Source organism: Bacillus sp. N12A5 (assembly GCF_026790125.1).
Lineage (GTDB): Bacteria > Bacillota > Bacilli > Bacillales > Bacillaceae > Bacillus.
On record NZ_JALAMR010000012.1, the window covers coordinates 1 to 22957 of the forward strand.

Here is a 22957-nt window from a genome sequence, read left to right on the forward strand (position 1 = left end):
TACTTAGAGGGGATAATATCAAAGTTGTGGCCTTTTCGCTTTGTCATATTCGGCTATTTGAGATCTATATATATAGAAACATCCTTTTGTGTGAGGTGCTCCCATGAGATATCGTTATCCTTGGTTTTACGCCTATCCGTATGAGATACGCCGCCCTCCTGCTCCCGCAGTCAATACAGATACCTTTATCCGCTCAGCACGGGAGGCAGCAGGGCTCTTCACCGATGCGCAGCTCGTTCTCAGCCGCATTGCGGGCTCGCGGGAGCTCTCGCGCCGCATCCTGACCGCAGCCGAGCAGTCAGATAAACCATCTGTAAAGCGCCTGGTCAAACAAATGGGCGTCCGGCATGAAGTGGATGCGGTCTTTAATCCCGACGGCATCTACATCAGCCTTATCGGAACGCAAAGCCGAATCATTCTTGCTTTGCGGTGGTCTGAAGACCGCAATTATTTTGCGTCCATAAGCTTATGACACCATTCCAGAGCCTCAAGATAACATTCGTACGCTTCTTCTTTGTCCAGTTCTTTGCCTAATTCTGTGCAAGTGTCCCAGTTGTTGCTTTCAATTAATTTCACAAGCTCAAGCATTTGATAGTAGTCGTTTTGATGGCCTAATAACGCTTGCCCGACTTCATCTATTAAAGGCAATTCTTGAATAATCTCCTCTATCTCTCTATGCAGCAGGGTGTCAATGAGAGAAAACATGCCAATCAGCATATAAGAGGCAGGCTGCGGCCGGGCAGTTTTTCTCGCCAGCAGTTCACAAAGCTTTGCTCTCATCAGAGAAATCTTAATGATTTCGTGCTTGCTGGAATTCCCTTTTCTGCTTAAATCCTTAAAGGAAAGAATGTAGATCCATCGTTTGATTTCATTAAATCCAAGCAGCATGATGGCCTGTTGAATGCTTTCAATTTTCTGGCTCAGCCGGCTGTGAGATGAGTTTAAAAATTTTAAGATTTGATAGGACAATGATAAATCCCGTTCTATGTACTCTGTCACACGTTTTATGTTGGGCTGCTCTTTGCTCAATTCGTTTAGCAGTTCATAGTAAGAATAGAAATGAGTCGACAGGTCATGCCCGCTGATGATGCGCGGTTCGCTGAAAAAGTAGCCCTGGAATAGATGAAAGCCGTCTTGGGCAGCCTGTTTATATTCTTTTCTGGTCTCTACTTTTTCCGCTAAAAAAATCAAGCCGCTGCAGCCGTAGGTTTGCAAAATTTTTCTGCGTTCCATTCGTGTTGTTTTGAGGAAATCAATTTTCAATATATCAATATAGCTCATGAGCTTTTCCAGTAAGTCTTCATTTTGCGGGTTTATTGCATAAAAATCATCGAGCGCCAGCATATACCCCATTTTTTTCAGCTCTTTGCATCTTGAGATGAGGGCCGGCGTGATCGGTATATCTTCAAGGATTTCAATGACAAGCTGTTTCGGATTGAAGGAGGTAGGAAGATTCGAAAACATCAGGCTTTCCGTGAAATTCACAAAACAGCGTTTCCCTTCCGTCAGCTTCTCAATTCCGATGTTTAAAAAGCTGTTGATCACCAAATCTGTTGTTGCCTGGTCGCCGTCTTTAGCGCTATACACATTCTCTTCGCTCTCTCTATACAGCAGTTCATAAGCAACAACCTGTTCTTTTCTATTAAAAATAGGCTGTCTTGCAACAAACACCCTCATTGGTTTATCCCCCTTACAATACGCGCGGCATTCACCCCTAAGTATATCAAATAATTTGACGAAAATTGTCTAAACATGAAAAATAATATAACCATAAAGAAAACTGGCCTCTTCGCGAACGAAAGGCCAGTTTTCTTTATTCTTCCTCAAGCTCTTCTTCAATTCTGCTTTTCACTTCGTGGATCCGCTGCATTTTATTGCTCCAGCAGTCCTCGCTTAGATCAACCGGATATTCCTCCGGCTTGCTGATTCGCTTATATTCCTCCCACAGCTGGCTGAGATTATCCTGTACATACTGCTGTATGTCTGAGATCTCAGGGTTTTGGTAGCAAAGAATACCCTTTTCAAAAATCAGCTCATGAAGATCCTTCGCATAAAAATTCGTAACAAATTTGCTGATGAATGTATGAACCGGGTGGAACATTCTGAGCCGCTTCTGATCATTCACCTGCTCATCATAAAGCGCAATATAGTCGCCTTCAGAATGATGATTGGACTGATTGATAATGCGGTATACTTTCTTTCTGCCCGGCGTCGTTACTTTTTCAGGATTGGATGAAATTTTGATTGTATCGACCATTTTCCCGTTTTCTTCAATGGCAACGAGCTTATAAACCGCGCCGAGAGCCGGCTGGTCATAGGCTGTAATCAGCTTTGTGCCGACACCCCAGACATCAATGCGCGCTCCCTGGGCCTTTAAATTCATAATGGTATGCTCATCCAAATCGCTTGAAGCAATGACTTTCGCGTCTGTAAACCCTGCTTCATCGAGCATTTTCCGGGCTTTTTTAGACAGATAGGCCAAATCCCCGCTATCCAGGCGGATGCCGATGAAGTTGATACGGTCTCCGAATTCCTTGGCAACCCGAATCGCATTCGGCATGCCTGAACGAAGCGTGTCATACGTGTCGACTAAGAAGACGCAATCCTTATGCGTTTCTGCGTATTTTTTGAAAGCTGTATATTCATCGCGGTAAGCCTGCACAAGCGCATGCGCATGTGTGCCGGATACCGGGATATTAAAGCGCTTTCCAGCTCTTACATTGCTTGTTGCGCTGAAGCCGCCGATTAATGCTGCTCTCGCTCCCCACATGGCCGCATCCATTTCATGCGCCCGTCTTGTTCCAAATTCAAGCGCAACTTCATCGCCGATGACGCCTTTAATCCGGGCCGCCTTTGTAGCGATTAATGTTTGGTAGTTCACAATGTTGAGCAAAGCCGTTTCAATCAGCTGCGCTTCTACTAGGGGGGCTTCCACCCTCATAATCGGCTCATTGTTAAAAACGAGCTCTCCTTCTTTCATGGAGTAAAGTGAACCTGTAAACGATAAACCGCGCAAATATTCAATAAAGTCTTCTTGATACCCGAGTTCATCCTGTAAATAAGTCAGATCGCTCTCCGTAAACTTGAAATTTTCCAGATACTCGATGGCTTTTTCTAAGCCCGCAAATACCGCATAGCCATTTTCAAACGGAAGCTTTCTGAAAAAAAGCTCAAAAATCGCTTTCTTTTCATGAATGCCGTCTCTCCAGTAAGTTTCTGCCATATTGATTTGATAAAGGTCTGTATGTAATGACAGGCTGTCATCTTTAAATCCGTACTCTAACACTGTTTTTCCCCTTCCTTACTCTGCCACTTGCGCTCCGATGCTGTTTGCAAAATGGGAAAGAGCCCACGTGTGCCCCTCCTGATTAAAGCTGGCAACAGCCTGTTTGTGCACAACAATCCGGTAGCCTTTGTTGTATGCGTCAACCGCTGTATGCAACACACAAATATCTGTGCAGACGCCGACAAGATGCAGTTCGCCAATCTGCCGCTCTCTGAGTTTAAGCTCTAAATCAGTTCCCGCAAAAGCAGAATATCTTGTTTTTTCCATGTAGTATACATTTGGTTCATGTTCATGTTTCTGATATAGAGGCAAAAGCTTTCCGTACAGATCTTTTCCTTCCGTTCCTTTCAAATTATGCGGAGGAAAAAGACGGGTTTCAGGGTGATATTGATCCCCTTCCTCATGAGAATCTACTGCTAATACGACGTAATCACCGTTTGTGATGAATTCTTCAGTCAAATTGACGATCGCCTCTTCAATCCTTCTGCCGGGCTCCCCGCAGGTCAATTTTCCGTCACTCGCCACAAAATCATTCGTATAATCAATACAAATAAGTGCTTTTTTCATAGCCGGCCTCCCCGCCATCAGTATGAGAACATTATATCTTATCTCCAGTTGTAAGTGAATTGCCATGAATAAAAAGACAAACGGTCCGTTTGTCTCTTAAGGTTTCAGCACTGACCGGTTAAAAATGTCGTCCTGAATATATATCGATTCACGATTTACAGCGATGTCAGCAGCAATCACAAGGCCTAAAGGCGTATGAAACTGAAGATCAGATACGATCTTGAAGTGCACTCCGTTCCGGTTCGCCATTTGGATATAGGGAGAGTAAGACTGATACTGCAGCTCTCCATTAATCAAAAGAGTGATGTTTTTGCTGTTTTTGAGCGCATGCTCCGCTTCTTCATACGGCTTGTGTCTGAGCACCTGCCCTTTCGTCAGTGCCAAAACCACTCTTTCCCTTAATGAGCCTAAAAACAAATGGCGCTCGTCAGGCTTTGTCTCCAAGGGTCCATACATTCCTTGCTGCAAATAGAGATCCATTTTTTCATCACTCAAAGGCTCGTCCTCCCGTCTTGTTTGTCTTCATTATCACCTGTTCAGGCAGGAGCTAAACTTTCAAAGGCCGTTACATTTCTGTTACCCAATGAATGATTTTTTTGGCCAGCTCACCAGCCGGGCCTTCCTCTGTATGCCGGCGCAAAGAAGCTTCCAGCCGTTCAGGCAGAGATGCTTTATCTTCTTCATAAGAAATGATCGTGCTCCACTCCAGCTGCGGAACCGCTACAAGCGTGCGCAGTTCTTTTCTGTTTTCATGCAGATACACGTCCGTGATCATTCCGGTTTGCGTATTGATATTTGCTTTTCTGATTTTCATAAACATAACCTCACTATTTCAAGACTAACCATATTATACAATAAAAAAAGCAACAGCCTCTCTGAAAAGGCTGTTACCCGTTAAAGGACACTGTTTCATCAATGATATCAGCATCATTGAGGATGGTTTTACTGTGTTCATTATTGATCTTTATATAATCACCTAATTGAAACGCGCCCGATCCAGCGCCTGTGTGATCAACGCTCTTTGGTGAAATTGCAAACACATCTCCAAAGCTGGCCGCTGCATCACCTGATATGGACATAATATAAATCGGACCTACAATTGCAGGCATTTCCCCACCTCCGCATTGATTTACAGCATCATATGCAAAGAGGCGCAATTGGTGCCCGCCTATTCGGCAGGCTTTTCGTTTCCGTCAAGGCGTGACCGCTGGCGCAGCTTGATTAATCGGACAATATTCAGGAAGAAGGCCTTCAATACCGCGTAGGCTGGCACTGCTAAAATCATGCCGAGAATTCCGCCGAAGCTTCCTGCTCCGATCAGCAGCAAAATAATCGTAAGCGGGTGTGTATTCAGCCGCTTTCCGATTACGAGAGGAGACAGCAGGTTCCCGTCGAGCTGCTGAACGACGACAACCACAATAATCGCAAACAGCGCTTTGGCCGGTGAGTCCATAAAACCGACAATGACAGCCGGCGCAGCGCCGAGAAAAGGCCCGACATAAGGAATGATATTGGTAATCGCCATGACAATCCCGAGAATCAGGGCGTACGGGAGCCCGGCAATTAAGTAGCCGATAAAACACGCTGTTCCGACAAAAAGACAGATTAACAGCTGCCCCTGAAAATAAGCCGCAAGCGTATCGGATAAATCCTTGAAAATCTTTAAGCCTTCTGTCCGATAAGAAGCCGGAAGAATTTTCACCGCTAAGTGCGGAAAGCGGTGTCCGTCTTTCAGCATATAAAAAAGGATAAATGGAACAGTGATAATAACAAGCGTGATATTTGTCACGACGCCAAACACCGCAGATAAACTGGACGTGATATTTTGCGGCAGGTTTTGGAGAAAGCTAGTCAATGACTGTTCAATTTTTGATATCGATACATAATCCTGATTCATCATCCAGGTAAACCATTGAGAATGGGACAAATCTTTTGTCAGCGCCTGAATCTGTTTTATATAATCAGGAAGATTGTTAAACAGTCCGGTCACTTGCGATGTAATGACAGGTCCGACGGACGCTGAAACAAAGGCAAGCAAACCGATAAAGAGTAAATAGATCAATAGAATGGATAATGTCCGCGGAATTTTTTTCTCAAGCAGACGGACGACCGGATTAAAAATGAAATACAAAATCCCCGCAATCAGCATCGGGAAAAACAGTGTCGAGATAAAGACAATAAACGGCTGAAATACAAATGAAACTTTTGTTGCTACATAAATAATCAGCAAAACAAATAAAATCTGCAATGTCCAAAAATGGACTTTTGATTTCAACAAGCTTTGTTCCTCCTAGTTTTTCTTTGTCTGTCAGATAAAAGGACTTATACCCCATCATTGTAACAAAAATGAACTCATATCAGAACTCTTAATATAATGAAAGGAGTGTTGGTGATGAAGGCAGTGACATACGATACAGATTCAGAACTGGCTTATATCTATGTTCTTCCTCCGAAAAGGAACAGGAATATACGGTCTGAGGAGATTAAAGTCAATGATTGTATCCTGCTGGATATCGACCAAGACGGCAAAATTGCCGGATTCGAATGTTTTGGTGAGGCAGCACACCTCTGTGCCCCATTTACCGGGAAATCACAGTTGTATGTAAAAGATTCAGACGGTTATCATTTTCGTGTCCGTCAGCATGCTGCAGTCCGCTCCTGCTATACAGTGTACGGCGTCACTTTCTGTTTTTCAGATGGTGACTATCAGGAATTCGCCGGTTTTGACCTTGACGAAATGATGTATCGCAGTGTGTTTTTACAGCGCTTAACTGAAAAATAGGACGTCCTGGTGTACGCCTATTTTTCATGCGCAAGCACTGTTAGACCCGCTCACTGTAATCTGGGGTGACGGAAATCATGTGCTGGATTCTGATCAAACAAACAGAGTTTCGGGCTCCTTCAATTGTGATATGGTCAGGGTTGACATCGATCAGTCTGCCTCTGACCGTATCTCGTACTGTCTGTATAACGAACCTTGAGCCGATGAGCTTTTTAATGGTCTGATAGACATAAGGATCGACTAAAGAGACCAGTTGCGGACTACCTTGGTTGACCATACTTTTATCCCCTTTGTGTGTTTTCTCTCAGCTTATGCCGTAATTATGGATAATGACACAGGCTTCCCTGATAAAACGAGGGGGCGGGGACAGACTTTAGGAGAATATGTTTTGAAGCGGGTATTAGGAAATGGCCAAGAAGCGGAGACAGCGGAGAAAGCTGGACGCTGTTCCGGGTAAGCTGCGGGACTTATACGGGTTTTATCATGGAGCTCTGGGCTTGGTCGATTAATCGGTCCAGCTTTTCTATTTTTTTGCGTGCAGTCGAAGGATCAATTTGGCGGTAATGATGGTGGCCGCCCGGCTCTTCATCAAGTTCGTCCGCTTTTTTGACAATCTGCTGCAGCGTGTTTTTATCTAATTCGCCTTCAGGCAAATAGGAATCGGTATGAAGCAAAATGGCAAGGGCAATCTCTTTGGCCGCTTTCGGTTCCTCGCCAAGCCGAATCAAAAGCTTATGTGCCCGTTCCGCCCCTTTGATGGCATGAATGTCATTTCTTTTGTATTTCTCATAATCCCATTTTCCGTCTGTATACCATTCATAATGGCCAATGTCATGCAGCAGTGCCGCTTTGGCAGCTAAATCAGGGTTGATGTCAGCCTTTACAGACATCCTGTATGCATGATAAGCGCAGGCAATCGCATGTGCCACACCTGAACGCTGTAGATACTTTTGTGCAATTGGATGGGTGAAAACATCCATTAATGTAACCTTTCTCATGGAAACCCCTCCTTTAGATATTTTTAGCATCCTAACATAATTTGCAGAGAAACTCAATTCTTATGTCACATCATTTTATCTTCATATCATCATTGTTATACCCTAAAAGCAGAGTTTCAGTCAGTATATGCGGCTGTTCAATAAAATGCGCAGGCTGTTGCCTTTTTTATAAAAAAAAGAGCAGAAAATATCTGCTCTACAAAAACTCTTTTATATCATAAATGCGGCCGTTTTCCGTGCCTGTTTCTAATAAAGAAAGCAATGTGCCGGCAATAAAGGCCGGACTGCGAAGGCTTCCTGTTTCATTTAATGTCCGGAATCGTTCAATGTCGTGGAAATCCTTTTTCGATGAAGAACGGATGACGGCTTGCATCTCAGTGTCCATAACACCCGGTGAGAAAGAAATCATGTTCACCGGCAGTTCTTCGTCCTCCTGTTCAAATCCGAAAGTCCTCGTAAACATGTCGAGCCCGGCTTTTGAGCTGCAATACGCGCTCCATCCCTTGTATGGGTTTTTGGCGGCGCCTGACGTAATATTGACAACCGTTTTTTTGCCGCTGTATGAAGCCAACCGTTTTGTAAACAGCTGACTCAAAAGCACGGGTGCTGTCAGGTTCAGCTGATAATGGCGCTGCAGTTCATCAAGAGATGCTTCGCCGGCGCGTTTGATCGGCGTTACCATTCCGGCATTATTGATTAGGGTAATACCCGAGTAACGATCCGGATTGATGGATGAAAGCAATGTTTCAAATTGCTGTTCAGCTTCTTCAAGATTGATGAGGTCTATCTGATGCTGCGTCAGTTTTTCATGAGAGACATCAGCCTTTGTTCTGGATAAGGCATGGACTTCATGACCTTTCTCTAAAGCCTGCCATGCAATGGCTTCACCCAGTCCTTTTGACGCTCCGGTGATGATAAAAAGTTCCATTGGAAACCTCCTCCTTCCGTTATTATTGTACGTACCGCTTACACTCAATACAAGCACGGGAGCCTATGCCTTTTTGTTCTCCTGCGCTGTGACTTTTGGGATGAGGAACACAATGCCTGCAATTCCGAGCAGGATCAGCACGACATAAATCATCGGGAGCAGCAGTGAAGATGTTTCTTGTTCTTCCTCTGTTTCCGTTGAGGATGCCTTTGTCATTGGTTTTTCAGCAAAGGTAATTCCGAGCTGTTTCGATTGGGCGGTAATCGTGTTGGATTCCTCGGGATCCGTTGATGTAAACAAATCTTTTATCAGCTCGGCATCCTCATCCTTCGGCTTATCAAAGGTAATATCCTTTTGTTCCTCAGGCAGTTCTGTTTTCTCCTCATAGTAGGTATCTTCATGCAAATAATTCGTATCGATTTCAATGTCTTTTTTCTCATATTGGTTTGGCGCGACATCTGTAGTGTCTTCGGTTTCGGCAGCGGCGGCAGAGGGTATGAAAAGGGAAAAGGAGAGCATACAAATCATGATCCCCTTTTCCATGCTGCGATTACGCTTCATACGTTTCATCGCTTTCTGCTGTTTTTTCTGCCATCAGCCGGATAATAAGCGGCAGAGCCGCGGCTATCACCGTAATGATCAGCAGAACCGATATTCCCATTGCAAATAAATGCCCAGTGCCATACTGGATGTCGATATATACTTTCGATACCGGATCTTCAAATGTAAAGTTCGGCATAATCAAATCAATAAGCGGCGCGACGTAGAATAGAATCATGGCCGCTGAAGCAGCCCATCCAGGGATCGATCCGAACCTGAATGCTGTCCGGATGAAGGCAGAGCTTGCGACCAGCAATAGAATCGTAAACACCGACCACTTAATCGTCTGATCGTCCGGCAGTGAATAAATATTCAAACCGAACAAGCTGATCATCAATCCGACAAGGATATTCAGAATTCCGAATAGCGCTCCTTTGACGAGAAGCGGCGCATTTTGGTAATAGGAGCTGAAATAGCCGATTAACAGACTGCTGATCAACACAATAACAAGGATGACGACCGGCGGCACCGTCTGAATTTTTTCTTCTGGAACCTCTCCGCTGATTTTAAGCGGATTCGCCAAGTAATCATATACATAGCCGTTGTTCTGTCCGTCTACTAATGTATTTCCGAGTATGCCGTATACGTCCTTGCGCACGAGTTTCGTGGCAGCGACATTTTTCCCCCAGTTGTTGTTTAAGGTGTCGGCTTTCGTTTGAACATCATTGACGCTTTGCTGCATGTTGGTCGTGTATTCAATAATGCCTGACTGGCGATCAGACAATGAACCCATCATGTCCGACATTTGCAGCACTTCTTGGCCTACCGTATCTTGAACACTAAGCGCCATAGTGCCAGACAGCCCGTCGTTGCTGAACGTCGCAGCTTCTTGCGTGGTGCCCGTTACTAGCTGTTCTGACGCTTTTGCGGCACTTTCAGAGATTTTTGTCAGCTCGTCGAGAACACCTGCTTGAGAGTCACGGATAAAGCCGCTGTAATCGTCCGCAAATTTGGTCATGCCGTCGATGAAGCTATTGATGTCTTCATCAGTTTTCATTGTGTTGTTTTTGAGATCTTCCCAACTGGCTGATTCTGCAGGTGAGAGAGCCAGGACTGATTGGACGTTGCTCTGCTGGCCGTTAATGGCGCCGGCTTTTGCAGCACTGTCAATCGTACCGGATAATACAGAGTCATAAACAGACAAATATTTATAGTATTTCATTGCTGTATCTATATTTTCTTTACTTATATAGATTGCTTTGGTAAATGTGAGCTGATCTTTATTTTCAAGTTCTTGAATGGCGTTATACATATCACTATAAATACCTTCAAGTTCTCGCTTCCGTTTCGCTTCAAGATTTTCAAGTTTATCTTCGAGCGTTTTCACTTGGTCTTTCAGGTCTTCAATTTCATCATTAAGACCTTCCATTTGTTTTTTTAGTTCCTCTAACTTCTTTTTCAGCTCTTCATTATGGGCAGTTTCTTTTTCCTTGAGCTCTTCTTCAATTTGCTTGATTCGCTCAGACGCTTTGCTGAGCTGTTCTTTTGCTTTGGCGATATCAGAAATGTCGTCGTTTCCTGGTTGATCTTGGTCCCCAGGCTCCGTCGTATCTCCGCCGCTACCGGTATCACCTGAATCTCCGGTTCCGCCTTCATTTGCCAGCTTGATAAATTGAAGGGCTGAATCAGAAGATGCAGTCTGTTCGGCAGATGTACCCGTTTCGGTTTGTCCGCTGTCGGACGCACCATCAGAGGCATCGCCGTTCTGCTCCTGACCGTCTGCTCCCTTCTGCTGGTCTTGATCCTGAGTACTGCCGTCCGTTTGTCCGTCATTTCCGGTATCACTGCTGTTATTGTCTTCTCCAGAATTATCATTTTGATCATTTGGAATCGTCCCGTCTCCATCATTATTTCCGGAATTTGTATCCGGATCTGGAGTAGTGTCCTCTTTTTCAGGCTCCTTCAGATTGTCTGAAATATCCTGAACATCAGCAGCTATATTTTTCAGTTCTTCACGCTGTTTTTCAAGATCAATTTTGAGTTCTTCAGGATCTTCTTCTTTAGGGTCTTTATCTTTATCTTTATCATCATTATCAGAGCCATCATCTTTCCCTGGGTTTGGATTCCCTATCTCAACAGTGAGTTCCTTACGAGATTCAATAAGCTCAACATACAATTGTTTTAATGCTGTTTGTCTTGATACGGCCTGATATTGATTAATTAGATCGCTTTGTATCTTCGCCATGCCAAGTTCCTGCTGGGACACTTGCCCTTCCCTAATTTGCTGGGCATCTGTCAACACTGTACTTGTTTGTGCAAGCTGTGACTTCGCTTGGCTGATCCCAGTTGCCAATCCGCTCATGCGTTCGCTGAACTGATTCGCCTTTTGCTGTGCTTGGATGGCATCCAGACCTGTGTGGATTTGCTGCTGTGTTGAATCCTGGGCTGCCAAAAGCAGCTTTTTCTGGTTTTCTTGGTATTCTTTGTATCTTTCAACTGTATCAATGAATTCTTTCAGCGTGTTTTTGGCTTCCTCCGCTGTGGAAGCTTTTTCTTTTGTCGTGCCCTGCGCTTCGTTCATTGATTTCTTCAGCTCGTCGATTAAGTCTTTTTGCTGTTTGATTTCACCGGCTAAATCATTAGAGCTTGGTTTGTAAAAGTTGTACATGACATTCTGGAATTCAGATTCTTTATTGACGATGTTGTCAAATTCTCCTCTAATGTTGTCCACCTTTTGTGAAACAAAGTTCCAGTATAATGCCGACATTTTTTTGTTCATTGTCTTTTGGGCATCCTCAAGCTCACGCTGCACTTTTTCTTTGTTGACGGCATTCAGGTTATCTTGAATGCTGAATTCGAGCGTTGCTTTTTGAGGATGGTCCTTGTCATAGCTTAAAATGTTTTTTGAGAAATCGGAGGGAATATAGACGATCGCATCATATTTCTTTGATGCGAGACCACTTTCAGCCGCGCTTCGGTTTACGACCGTCCATGAATAATCGGGACGTTCACCCAGAACGGCCGCAACTTCCTTGCCGAACTGGGCGGATTTGTCCTCTTCATCAGACTTCACCTCATCACTCAATACGCCTGTGTCTTCATTCACCACCGCAATTTGCCGCGTAGAATTGACTGCTTTTTTTGTCGGATCGTCTCCGATAAAACGGAAAAACAAAACCGGCAGCAGCAAAATGATGATGACGGCGGATATTAACTTAATCAAGTTTTTTCGTTGTTCTGTCATCTAGCACTCTCCCTTTCAGCAGAACATAAAGGAATTTGAACTTTTTGCTCCTTCCCGTTTTCCACAATATATCCGAAGCCCGGCTGAATCTCCGGCTCCTGTCTTTGGTACGGGAGAGGAATGACATTTTGCTCAGATTTTTTCATCAGCAGAATCGCGTGGCGGATCTGCTTCATCTCTGTCGTCAAGGAGTCATAGCCTTTTGAGAATTCGCTGTGGTTTCCGCCCGGGATAAAGCTGAAGCCAAGATGCGCATATGATTTCATGAAGTTTGCAAGACGGTCTTGTATTCTCGTATCAATCGTCTGCTGGAATCTTGTAATCCCGTCAATCATCAGCACCACTTGAGAGAATCGCAGATTTTGCGCGTCTCCCTGGCGGACAGCTTCTACATACATGGCTTCTCTTGTTTTGAAAATGTCTTCTGCTGTTTCGATCCACTGCTCTATATCTTCTTTCGTTTCCAAGTATGAGACGTCTGATTCCTTCGCATATTGGGACAAGCCGCGGTCAATCGAGTCAAACAGGCCGATCATTTCGGTGTCATCATCAATCAGGTGTTCAAGCATTACTTTTATGACGTTCGTTTTTCCGCGCTGGGTCTGGCCTAAAATCAGGCAGTGCTTATGCTTGCCCAAATCAAAATAGACTGGGCTGACTGTTTCTTCATGAAGCCCGATCGGTACAGATAAAGGCTTGCGTTCCAGCTTGAAGCGGAGTGAAAATTCTCTCGTCGACAGGCTCTCAGGCAGCATCGGAATCGGCGCCGGCTGCTCCATTGAAGCAAAGCGATCCTGAAGTTTCTGGACGTCTGCTTTCAGCCCGTTGAACATGCCGATATCATCATCGGCGTCAACAGGCAGGAACATTTGCGCGAAATAAAGCTCTTCCTTTTGAATGATGACGCGACCCGGAATCGGTTCGAGATTGAACTTCGGCCGTCCGTAAATGGAATATCCCTCGGATTGATCCATGAGATAATGGACTACCTTTGTTTTCAGGTTATTTAACAATGACTGGCGGACAGCATTCACACGCGTTGCTGTCAGCATGAAGTAGATACCCAAACTCTGTCCGTCTCTGGAAAGCTGGACAAATTCCGATTCAAGCTCATGCATCTCGTCCTTGACAATGTCAAAGTTGTCGATGGTGATGAAAATGAACGGAAGCTCTTCTTCGCTCAGCGCATTATACATTTTGATGTGGCTGATTTCTTTTTCCCGGAACAGACGCTTACGGCGGTCAATTTCTTCTTTGATTCGAATCATGAACTTTTCAATTTTTCTTGACTGATCCATCAGGAAGTAATCCGCGGTGTGCGGGAGCTTCGCTAATGGAAGCAGCGTTCCGTTTCCGAAATCAAAGATATAGACATGAAGCTCTTCAGGTGTGTATACGTCCGCAAAGCTCATCAGGAATGTTGCGGCTGCAATTGATTTTCCGTAGCCGGAAGAGCCGAATATACCGATATTTCCGTCTTCCATCATCTTATAAGCAATCGGCGCCTGTCTTTGCAGATCAGGTTCATCGACATACGCGAAGTGGAAATGGTCTTTTTCGTCTGAAGGGAAGAGAGTGCGCGGGATACGTTCCGCAAGCGGCGGCAGCCAAGGGCTTGGCAGCTTCTCAATTCCCATTTCATCTTGGATGCGTTCGATTTCGTCAACTACAGCTTCGATTTCTGTTTGAACGTCTTTTTTCGCAATATCTTCGGTATCCACTTCAGAAAGCGGGATCAGGCCCGTATCCGTGACGATCGCGATTTCATCCTCAGTTCCGTAGACTTCCTCTAAGTAAGGCGCCCCGCTCCAGGCGGATTGGAACAGCTCATATACTTCATTGTTGCCGACCTGCAAATAACCGCGTCCTGTCACGGTAATGTTTGCGGCATCGCTGTTTTTCAAAATTTCTTTACTGTCGGTAGCATCCTGAACCTTCAGCGCTACTTTAAAGCGCGAGTTACTCCAGATCTGGTCGTCGATGATGCCGCCCGGCTTCTGTGTCGCCAAAATCAAATGCACGCCGAGGCTTCGCCCGATACGCGCTGCACTGACAAGCTCCCTGATAAAATCAGGCTCCTCGCTTTTCAGCTCGGCGAATTCATCAGAAATTAAGAACAAGTGAGGCATTGCGACTTCTGCTTTCCCCTGCTTGTACAGCTTTGTATAGTCATTGATGTGATTGACTTGATACTGGTCAAACAGGCGCTGCCTTTTTTTCAGCTCGCTTTTAATGGAAGCAAGCGCCCGCATACTGAAGTTTTTGCTGCCTTCAATATTTGTGATCGTGCCGAGCAGGTGGGGAATATTGCGAAATGGCTGCGCCATCCCTCCGCCCTTATAGTCAATTAATAAGAAAGCTGCTTCATGCGGGTGAAAATGCACCGCAAGTGACAAAATGTAGGTTTGGAGAAATTCACTCTTCCCTGACCCCGTTGTTCCTGCAAGCAGCCCGTGCGGACCGTGGGCTTTTTCGTGAAGGTTTAGATACACAATGTCATCTTTCCCTTTATAGCCGATCGGCACAGACAGCGACTTCGACGATTCACTCGTGAGCCATCTTTGCTGAATGCCGATTTCTTTTACTTCCTTCGCATGGAAGAGCTCCAGGAACGATACCGTTTCCGGAATGGAATTCGTAATGCCGACCTGGTGATTCAGCGTCCGCAGCGTCCGTGAGAATCGTTCGTTGTCCCCTCGCTGATGGTGATCGAGGCGGAACGGAATTCTGACCGCTTTTTTCTTTTGGATTAAAATGTCGCCTTCATGCTCATTGATGTAGCGGACAAGTGTTGTAATGTTTTCCGACAAGCTTTCCTTTGTTTCTGCAGCGACAATTGTAGAGATGCCCAGATGCTCATGCTGTCCCTCTAAATATTCGAGAATGACGTGTTCTGAGATCAGCTGCTGATTCGTGATGACAAATACAAAATGCGGTTTGAACTGCAGTTTTTCTTTGTCATCTTCGAGATCGCGCTCTCTGATCAATTCGTAAAGTGAAGACAGGAGCTGATCTCTGGTTTGCTCATTATAAATAAATCCTTTTGCATAAATATGGGGCATTTGAAATTGCGGCAGCCATTTCATCCACTCCCAGTCTTTATACTCTTCTTCATGAAAAATAAATACAAAACGCAAATCGTGATAGCTGTTGAAGAACGACAGCTGTCCGATCAGCTGGTGAATCTCATTTTTTACAATTTGCGATTTACCGACGAGCCCCATCGGGCCTTCCGCCAAATCGACCGTAACCGGCGCATTGCGGATGTCCTTATAGACACGCTGCATATGCTGCGATTTCTCCATAAGGTCATCGATATCACGATTGGCTAAGTCTCCGCCGCTCATATTGATTTCATAGCTTGAAGGGACTGTTCCCGTCCCCAGACGCAGCTGGAGATAATCCTTGCTTTCAAGTGACTTTTCCCAGATTCGGTCACTGATTTCACTAGTTAAGTATTTCATTTGTTCAAATGAAGGGAAATGAAATTCAAGAACCTGCTTTTGCTTTTCAGCAAGCGCCTGAAGCTCTTTCCGCTTATTGTCCAGGTAAAGCTTATACACGCGCTCCCGTTTTTCCTCGCGTTTTTTCCGCTGGTTTTTATCCCGGAAATATTGCACTGTCGAGGTAATGAGGGTCATCATAAACATCGCCAGAGAAACGAGTATGAATATGCCTCGCGGCTGAATGATGGCGACAACGCCCATCACGATCAGCATCACAAGCGGAGGCAGAATGACGAGCCACAGCCCTCTGTTGGTTTGATCGCTCTCCTGAGAGGGAAAACTGAAAGAAACGCGGTCATCCGGCAGATCGTATACCATACGAGGCGTTCTTCTGTACTGCGGATATTTTTTCTGCATCTCTGTGCTAGGTTTGACCGTTTCTGTTAATGATGTTTCAAATGAGGGGAAATGAACAATTTCTAAAAGGTCTTGGTCTGTCACTCTCATTTGCGTAAAGTTCCAGAATATTTCATCCCCCGGCTGCAGCCTTGTATTGTCGGTGATCCTCTCTCCGTTCAAAAAGATTGTCCCGCTTTCAGGCTGAACCAACCAGCTTCCGCCGACGCGAAGCAAAGAAAACGTGCTTTGTGTTGCAAAAGCAAAATCTTGCGGATTTAGATAAATATCTGCATTCGTTTTTTCAGAAGAACATACAATTTCATCTCGATTTCCCATAAAATAAACGGATTTCTCAGGCTCACTGCCCGTCAATATCAAGCGTACATCCTGATCGTCCGTTTGGAGAGAAAAGGATGTATCGGGCTCAATCGTACCGAGACAATCATTTCCCAGGAAAACTTCGTATTGGCCGCCGGAATCCTTTCTTTGAAGAGAAATCACTCCGTTCTTAAACGGAATGGTGCCGATCGTAACGGAATCCTTCACGTCAGGCCCTATGGTCACCGGATGGGACGATGGGAGGTCAGATAGTTTCAGTTTTTGAACGTTATTTTGGTAAAAAACCCATAATAGACTCAAATGGCGAACCCCCTAACGGCCAAATGGCAGCATGCGATGACCTGTGTTTCATGTCTCACGTTATTTGTCATCTTTTTTCTCATCTTTCTTTTCTGTTTCTTTCTTCTCTTGTTCTTCTTTTTTCTTCTGTTCTTCTTTTTTCGCTTTTTCCTCGGCTGCGGCTTTTTCTTCTGCCGCTTTCTCTTCAGCTTGCTGTTTTTCTTCGTCTGTTTGTGTTTGTTCTCCAGATGTTTCAGTTGTTAAAGCATCAGTGTTCGATTCTTTTTTCTGTTCAGCGTTATCTTTATTTACTTTATCAAGTTCGCTTTCTACAGATTCAAGTTCTTTTTGAGTAGCTTCATCGTTACTGTCCTCAGCTAAAAGCTGCTGTTTATATTTATAAAGACCAAGCCAAATGTATGGGTTGTATTCGAGCTTATGTCCAATACTAATTGCTTCTTTATAATCCCCTCTACCAATATCAATCCAATAAAGAAAATGCTGTGGTTCAGATTGCAAAGTTACTAGCTTTTCAATATTATCTCGTTGATAATCCAAAAGCTGCTTTTCAACTTCTACATAGGAATAAGCCAGCTGATACTGCACCGATTCAGGCAGGCTTTCCGCATCGTACTTCGACAGTGTGCTGATGACTTCACTGTACTGCTTGTTGAGGAAAGCGCGGTTGCTGTCCACTATCGCCTGGTGCTTTGGCTGGGCGAAAAATAAGGCATACATTGAATAAATAAGGGCCGGCACAAGCAAAACTATGAGCCCCAGGCCGATATACCGCTGGATGTTCCACTTCTTTCTCGGAATATGTATGTATGTTTTTGCTTTGGCTTCAAGCTCGTCAATATGGGTTTGAATCAGCTCGAGCAGGTCATCATAGGACGCCGCATCCAATATCGCCTTAGCCTCTGCGGAGAACGTCAGCGTTTCATTGAATTTCAGGTAGTCTTCAAACGCAAAAGCGCCGTCAACTGCCAAAGCCGCTGTAGCTTTCAGTTCCCGCCACACTCTTTCCTCATCACGCCCGTAAGGAGGAATGCTTTCTTTTACTCCATAATGGAGAAAATAAGGCGTAAGCCCTTTATCAAATACAATGTTTTCAGGAGCGACAATTACATTCAGCCTCGACAGATTGTGCTGCTGCACTGCTTGAACAAGCTGATAGGCAAACTGCCATTTGCTTTTTTTATCTTTAGCTTTCATGAAGCGGAATGCTTTATAGGAGGGAGGAGGTTGGATTGTGATGATTACTTCATCATCCGTCACATCGATCTCTTTATGAAAAAATGGATTTACATCTTTGATCACGTTGGCTTCGAGACCGTCCAGAAGCTTTATTTTTTCCCGCTGAAAGGTAAATGTATAGCCGGCATCTGTTTTCTCGGCAACGGCTTCTAATTGGTTTTCTAAATATGATTTTTGTTTACCTGACATTCAACCAGATCCTTTCATAATATTTCAAGCCGGTCTCCGTTTGTAATGCCGCAATCAGACAGCTTGCATTCTCCGGAAAACACCGCATCCTTATTAACCACTCTGATCCAGTGCCCTTCGCGCGGAGGTATAGCTACGCTTTGAGCCTGCCAAGCAATATCAATTACTTTTTTCACCGGGTGGTAATCTGACAATCTGAGATCAAAGACACTGCCGTTATAATGTTTCAAATCTATTGTAATATCAATATACATTTAGGATCACCCTTACATAGAAAAAGCGCCGTCTTCTTGTGAATCAGGCGCTCCTTCCCTTTCATACTGTTATCCGCGGATTTGATTTGCGATGTCTTGGTCAGTAGACTCAAGTGTATTTGCTGTTTGATCAAGCTGCTGATTCACATCTTGAAGCAAATCTGACATTTTGATAAATGAAGGTTTGAGCTGCTCGTATTGATCTGCGAACGCTTCGCTTGAAGCACCTTCCCACATGCTTTTCAAATCAGAGATCATTCGGTTTAAGCGATCAACCTGATTTAATACTTCTTGGCTTTCAACGCCGTATTGCTTCGCCATCGCTCTTAGCTCTTCGGGTGTGACACGAATTAATCCTGCCATATTCCTCATTACCTCCTGTGCCATCAGCCTAAATATGGGCTAATTCACTTATTTTTAGAACGTCATTATTATAAAAACAGTTTTTCGGTACAGTCAAACAAATATGTTTTAATTTTACAAAATGAGTCCAATGGTTTACCCCAAATCACTTAAAAATGACATATACTGTAAAACAAGTAGGTTTATTTTCTTAATCTTCTCTTCATTCGCCGAATAATCCAAAAGACCCAAATGATTCCCCAACTCCCAAAAAAAACCTTTCAGAAAATTTGATGCTACAGCACCATTTCTGAAAGGCTCTGTTTTTTATTTCCTTAATCAGTCTCGCCTCCGATGACTTTCTTAGAAGAATAATAGGATAAGATTTTATATCATATAAGGATACAACTACGCTGTAAAAAGACGATTACACTGTCAATCATATGTAAGGTGTTTCTCTCAGTATGTCCTATAATTGTTTTTTGGCTTCCGCTCTTTGTTGTTGATTTTCACAAACAACAACAATCATAATAAAAGGAAGGAGATGAGATGTCAAAGAGAAATCAAGCATGAAAAGTAGGGAGATTTATGACCATACCCAATGATCCGTTTAAATACAGTTTTGATAGACTTGAAGATGTGGCTGATCATATCAGCGACGTTCTGCGCTGCCCGATTACCATAGAGGATTTCAACCACAAACTGCTTGCCTACAGCACACACAGCGACTGCACAGACCCTGCCCGAACGGCTACAATCATTGGCAGAAGAGTACCGGAGAAGGTCATTAACAAGCTGTGGAAAGACGGGACGATTCCAGCTCTTTTAAAAACGGACCAGCCGATCAGAGTAAAGCAAATAGATGAAGTCGGACTAAGCAATCGCGTTGCAATTTCCATTTGGAAAAACAACCAAGTGCTTGGCTTCATATGGGCGCTTGAGATTCAAAAAACATTGTCTGACGATGATTTGATGACATTGCAAATGGCGGCAAAAGCAGTGAGAAACAAGCTTCTCAAACTCCAAATCAGGAAGACGAAAAATGAAGAACGCAGCCAAGAGTTTTTCTGGAAAATGCTGACCGGTCACATTCATCATGAGCAGGACATGGCAGATGGGTTCCACAAGCTTGGAATGGCCGCCCCTTCTGAGTTTTCCGTTATGATCATCAGGATAAACGGCGAGCTGACGGAAAAAATCGAACAGCAGCTGCAATATTTGCAGGAAACGACCCAGCAGGTTCACGTTCTGCTGACGACAGTGGATTCCAATGAACTCATCATTTTAACTGCGCCCAAAACAGACCACCCTTTTCAAGATTTAAAGCAATTTGCTTTAAGTACGCAAAAACAGCTGAAGGAGCGTTATAAAATAGAAGACGTGTCTATCGCTTTTGGCGGAATATACAACTCTATTTCTTTTGTCTCCCGCTCCTATCAGGAAGCATTGTCCGTCTTAAAAGCAAAGGAGCGGTTCGCAGAAGAGACAAAACATCTGTTCAGTTTTTCTGAGTTAGGCATTTATCAATACTTGGATGTCTTGGATGAAAAACGGAAGCAGACAGGATATTTCAATTATGCGCTTTCTAAGCTGGAACAGTATGACCGAGACCACCAGTCAAATATGGTAGAAACGCTAGAGCGTTTTATTGAAGCAGACAGCAACGTGAATACAGCCGCCAAGGTGTTAAATATTCATGTTAATACGTTAAATTACCGCCTCAAGCGCATCAGCCAGATCGCTGAAATCGATTTGAAGAATATCAATCAAAAATTCACTATCTATTTAGATATCAAGCTTCGGCACATGGATTTGTGAAATTTCACAAATCCATGTTTTTTTATTTTCTTATTCAAACAAAGAATTTTCCAAAAAATCAAGCTACACTAAAAACATCACAGATACAGGAGGAGACAGATATGATCATAGGGGTTCCTAAAGAGATAAAAAACAATGAAAACCGCGTCGCACTAACACCTGGGGGCGTTTCTCAGCTTATTTCAAACGGCCACCGGGTGCTGGTTGAAACAGGCGCGGGCCTTGGAAGCGGATTTGAAAATGAAGCCTATGAGTCAGCTGGAGCGGAAATCATCGCTGATGCTAAACAGGTGTGGGACGCCGAAATGGTCATGAAGGTCAAAGAACCGCTGCCGGAAGAATATGTCTACTTCCGCGAAGGACTTGTGCTGTTTACGTACCTTCATTTAGCTGCTGAGCCTGAGCTTGCACAGGCCTTGAAAGATAAAGGGGTTACGGCCATCGCCTATGAAACGGTTAGTGACGGCCGGACATTGCCGCTCCTGACGCCAATGTCAGAGGTTGCAGGCAGAATGGCAGCGCAAATCGGAGCGCAATTTTTAGAGAAACCTAAAGGCGGAAAAGGCATTCTCCTTGCCGGCGTGCCAGGCGTTTCCCGCGGAAAAGTAACGATTATCGGAGGAGGCGTTGTCGGCACAAACGCGGCCAAAATGGCTGTCGGCCTCGGTGCAGATGTGACCATCATCGACTTAAACGCAGACCGCCTGCGCCAGCTTGATGACATCTTCGGCCATCAAATCAAAACGTTAATTTCGAATCCGGTCAATATTGCAGATGCTGTGGCAGAAGCGGATCTTCTCATTTGCGCGGTTTTAATTCCGGGGGCTAAAGCTCCGACTCTTGTGACTGAGGAAATGGTAAAACAAATGAAACCTGGTTCAGTGATTGTCGATGTTGCGATCGACCAAGGCGGCATCGTCGAAACTGTCGACCACATTACGACCCATGATCAGCCGACATATGAAAAACACGGTGTTGTTCACTACGCTGTGGCAAACATGCCGGGTGCTGTCCCTCGCACATCAACCATCGCGCTGACTAACGTTACTGTTCCATACGCGCTGCAAATCGCTAACAAAGGGGCATTGAAAGCGCTCACAGACAATGCGGCACTGAGAGCAGGTTTAAACACAGCAAACGGACACGTGACCTATGAAGCTGTCGCAAAAGATTTAGGATATGAGTATGTCCCTGCCGAGAAAGCTTTACAAGATGAGTCATCTGTGGCAGGTGCTTAATTCACATTGAGCTTGCAGAAAGATTTCTGCAGGCTTTTTTTATCTTTTAAAAGGAAAAAAGAGACCATTTCACGAACTAAAGCTATGAAGTTGATCATAAAGGAGGATTCATATGGCTGTTCAGCAATATGGCGTGTTAAAAGGCATTGTCTTAGACATGAAGCGTGAAACCGATGATGACAGTCCTCATTTCCAAGTCAAGGTGCTCGGTGAAGAGAATACGTATTACAGGTGCGCCATCAATGTGATGTCAAGTTCTGAGGAATCTGAAGTATTGTATTTGGCTGACGATCAGTTTGATTCAAGCTCGATTACGATCCTTCCGAACATGCCGTATGGATATACCAGGATCAATGAAGCAAATCGTGAAGTGGCGCTGGATTATGTGCGGGGGAATTTGTTCGACCCGCGGGACATGAAGCCTTTGCCGCATGAAATCACGGGGCCTGATAATGATTTAAATGATTTTATTGAAACGTATATGAAGAAAGCGAAAGACGAGAAAGCGCCAGTTTATATTTTCGGCTCAAAATTCGGGCCCGAACAGGCTCCAGATAAGATATTCGGTTTTACCCCGACCAACGGCATGCACAATATCCATATGAATCAAGGGAATGCAATGGATACCCGCTGGAAAAAAGACAACGGCTCTTGGCATGACGGAGGCATTCTGATTCAATTTGCCGATCAGTGGGCCGCTGTGTTTTTAGCGTTTTTATCCCAATCTTGGTGTACGGATGAAAACGGAAACCCGGTCAGAGATTGTGATCATACCCAAACACCTGCGTAAGATAAAAAAAGAGACTGCAGCAAGCAGTCTCTTTTTTATTCGATTACACATTTTCAACAGGCTTTAAGCTATTTGGCCTCATATCGCTCCAATGCGATTGGATATAGTCCAGACAAGCTTCACGCCCTTTTTGCTCGTGAACGACTGTCCAGCCGCTCGGCACATCGATAAAACCGGGCCATAGGGAATACTGGCCCTCTTCATTGATCAGCACCAAATATGTGCCATCCGCATTTTCAAAAGGATTTGCCATCTATTGCT

At 44.4% G+C, this 22957-nt stretch carries 22 protein-coding genes; 5 read left to right on the forward strand and 17 right to left on the reverse strand.

From position 1 onward, the window contains the following. Positions 1-103: 103 nt before the first annotated feature. Positions 104-472, forward strand: coding sequence for a hypothetical protein (locus MOC09_RS13900; RefSeq protein ID WP_268357990.1), 369 nt, complete (start codon positions 104-106; stop codon positions 470-472). On the opposite strand, the gene pdeH is transcribed toward MOC09_RS13900, so the two are convergent. From pdeH to MOC09_RS13935, 7 genes are all read right to left on the reverse strand, one after another. After that, complete coding sequence (gene pdeH, locus MOC09_RS13905; RefSeq protein WP_268357991.1) at positions 448-1677, reverse strand: cyclic di-GMP phosphodiesterase; 1230 nt, start codon at positions 1675-1677, stop codon at positions 448-450. The genes MOC09_RS13900 and pdeH overlap by 25 nt on opposite strands. 136 nt (positions 1678-1813) lie before the next feature. Beyond that, positions 1814-3286 carry a nicotinate phosphoribosyltransferase gene (locus MOC09_RS13910; protein WP_268357993.1) on the reverse strand — a complete coding sequence of 491 codons (1473 nt, stop codon included), beginning with the start codon at positions 3284-3286 and terminating at the stop codon, positions 1814-1816. 15 nt (positions 3287-3301) lie between these two features. Next, positions 3302-3853: a cysteine hydrolase family protein gene (locus MOC09_RS13915; RefSeq protein ID WP_268370874.1), complete on the reverse strand. Its 552-nt coding sequence runs from the start codon at positions 3851-3853 to the stop codon at positions 3302-3304. Positions 3854-3949: 96 nt separating this feature from the next. Then, positions 3950-4348: a YueI family protein gene (locus MOC09_RS13920; protein ID WP_268357997.1), complete on the reverse strand. Its 399-nt coding sequence runs from the start codon at positions 4346-4348 to the stop codon at positions 3950-3952. Between the two features lie 70 nt (positions 4349-4418). After that, entirely contained in the window at positions 4419-4667 is a 249-nt protein-coding gene (locus MOC09_RS13925) for a YueH family protein (RefSeq protein WP_268357999.1), read from the reverse strand. 73 nt (positions 4668-4740) lie between these two features. Beyond that, the gene (locus MOC09_RS13930; RefSeq protein ID WP_268358000.1) at positions 4741-4962 is read right to left on the reverse strand and encodes a spore germination protein; all 222 of its coding nucleotides are present in this window, start codon (positions 4960-4962) and stop codon (positions 4741-4743) included. A gap of 59 nt (positions 4963-5021) precedes the next feature. Further along, on the reverse strand, positions 5022-6131 hold the full coding sequence (locus MOC09_RS13935; protein WP_268358001.1) for an AI-2E family transporter: 1110 nt from the start codon (positions 6129-6131) through the stop codon (positions 5022-5024). Between the two features lie 114 nt (positions 6132-6245). Here MOC09_RS13935 and MOC09_RS13940 point away from each other — a divergent pair, with 114 nt between their 5' ends. Next, positions 6246-6635 (forward strand): DUF2283 domain-containing protein, encoded by a 390-nt coding sequence (locus tag MOC09_RS13940; protein WP_268358003.1) that lies wholly within the window; start codon positions 6246-6248, stop codon positions 6633-6635. A 40-nt stretch (positions 6636-6675) separates the two neighbouring features. Here the strand turns inward: MOC09_RS13940 and MOC09_RS13945 are convergent, their stop codons facing one another. The 9 genes from MOC09_RS13945 to MOC09_RS13985 all read right to left on the reverse strand — a co-directional run bounded on the left by MOC09_RS13945 (position 6676) and on the right by MOC09_RS13985 (position 18871). Continuing rightward, positions 6676-6912, reverse strand: coding sequence for a YuzF family protein (locus MOC09_RS13945; RefSeq protein WP_010329921.1), 237 nt, complete (start codon positions 6910-6912; stop codon positions 6676-6678). Positions 6913-7102: 190 nt separating this feature from the next. Further along, the gene (locus MOC09_RS13950; protein WP_268358004.1) at positions 7103-7633 is read right to left on the reverse strand and encodes an HD domain-containing protein; all 531 of its coding nucleotides are present in this window, start codon (positions 7631-7633) and stop codon (positions 7103-7105) included. A 196-nt stretch (positions 7634-7829) separates the two neighbouring features. Continuing rightward, positions 7830-8561, reverse strand: a complete 732-nt coding sequence (locus MOC09_RS13955) for a (S)-benzoin forming benzil reductase (RefSeq protein ID WP_268370875.1) — start codon at positions 8559-8561, stop codon at positions 7830-7832. 63 nt (positions 8562-8624) lie between these two features. Next, on the reverse strand, positions 8625-9080 hold the full coding sequence (essA, locus tag MOC09_RS13960) for a type VII secretion protein EssA (protein ID WP_268370992.1): 456 nt from the start codon (positions 9078-9080) through the stop codon (positions 8625-8627). Between the two features lie 31 nt (positions 9081-9111). Next, the gene (gene esaA, locus MOC09_RS13965) at positions 9112-12345 is read right to left on the reverse strand and encodes a type VII secretion protein EsaA (protein ID WP_268370877.1); all 3234 of its coding nucleotides are present in this window, start codon (positions 12343-12345) and stop codon (positions 9112-9114) included. Further along, positions 12342-16829 (reverse strand): type VII secretion protein EssC, encoded by a 4488-nt coding sequence (gene essC, locus MOC09_RS13970; protein ID WP_268370878.1) that lies wholly within the window; start codon positions 16827-16829, stop codon positions 12342-12344. The genes esaA and essC overlap by 4 nt, the downstream gene beginning before the upstream one ends. A gap of 60 nt (positions 16830-16889) precedes the next feature. After that, positions 16890-18254 carry a type VII secretion protein EssB gene (gene essB / locus MOC09_RS13975; protein ID WP_268358010.1) on the reverse strand — a complete coding sequence of 455 codons (1365 nt, stop codon included), beginning with the start codon at positions 18252-18254 and terminating at the stop codon, positions 16890-16892. 14 nt (positions 18255-18268) lie between these two features. Further along, entirely contained in the window at positions 18269-18508 is a 240-nt protein-coding gene (yukD, locus tag MOC09_RS13980) for an ESX secretion system protein YukD (protein WP_003220663.1), read from the reverse strand. 69 nt (positions 18509-18577) lie between these two features. Then, entirely contained in the window at positions 18578-18871 is a 294-nt protein-coding gene (locus MOC09_RS13985; protein ID WP_003220661.1) for a WXG100 family type VII secretion target, read from the reverse strand. Between the two features lie 567 nt (positions 18872-19438). On the opposite strand from MOC09_RS13985, the gene adeR reads away from it, so the two are divergent. From adeR to MOC09_RS14000, 3 genes are all read left to right on the forward strand, one after another. Beyond that, positions 19439-20668, forward strand: coding sequence for a sporulation transcriptional activator AdeR (gene adeR, locus MOC09_RS13990; RefSeq protein ID WP_268358011.1), 1230 nt, complete (start codon positions 19439-19441; stop codon positions 20666-20668). Between the two features lie 101 nt (positions 20669-20769). Further along, the gene (gene ald, locus MOC09_RS13995) at positions 20770-21906 is read left to right on the forward strand and encodes an alanine dehydrogenase (RefSeq protein WP_268370879.1); all 1137 of its coding nucleotides are present in this window, start codon (positions 20770-20772) and stop codon (positions 21904-21906) included. 112 nt (positions 21907-22018) lie between these two features. Next, positions 22019-22696, forward strand: a complete 678-nt coding sequence (locus MOC09_RS14000) for a YukJ family protein (RefSeq protein ID WP_268358013.1) — start codon at positions 22019-22021, stop codon at positions 22694-22696. Positions 22697-22739: 43 nt separating this feature from the next. On the opposite strand, the gene MOC09_RS14005 is transcribed toward MOC09_RS14000, so the two are convergent. Beyond that, a complete protein-coding gene (locus tag MOC09_RS14005; RefSeq protein ID WP_014115006.1) occupies positions 22740-22949 on the reverse strand; it encodes an MbtH family protein in 210 nt (69 codons plus the stop codon). Positions 22950-22957 lie beyond the last annotated feature (8 nt).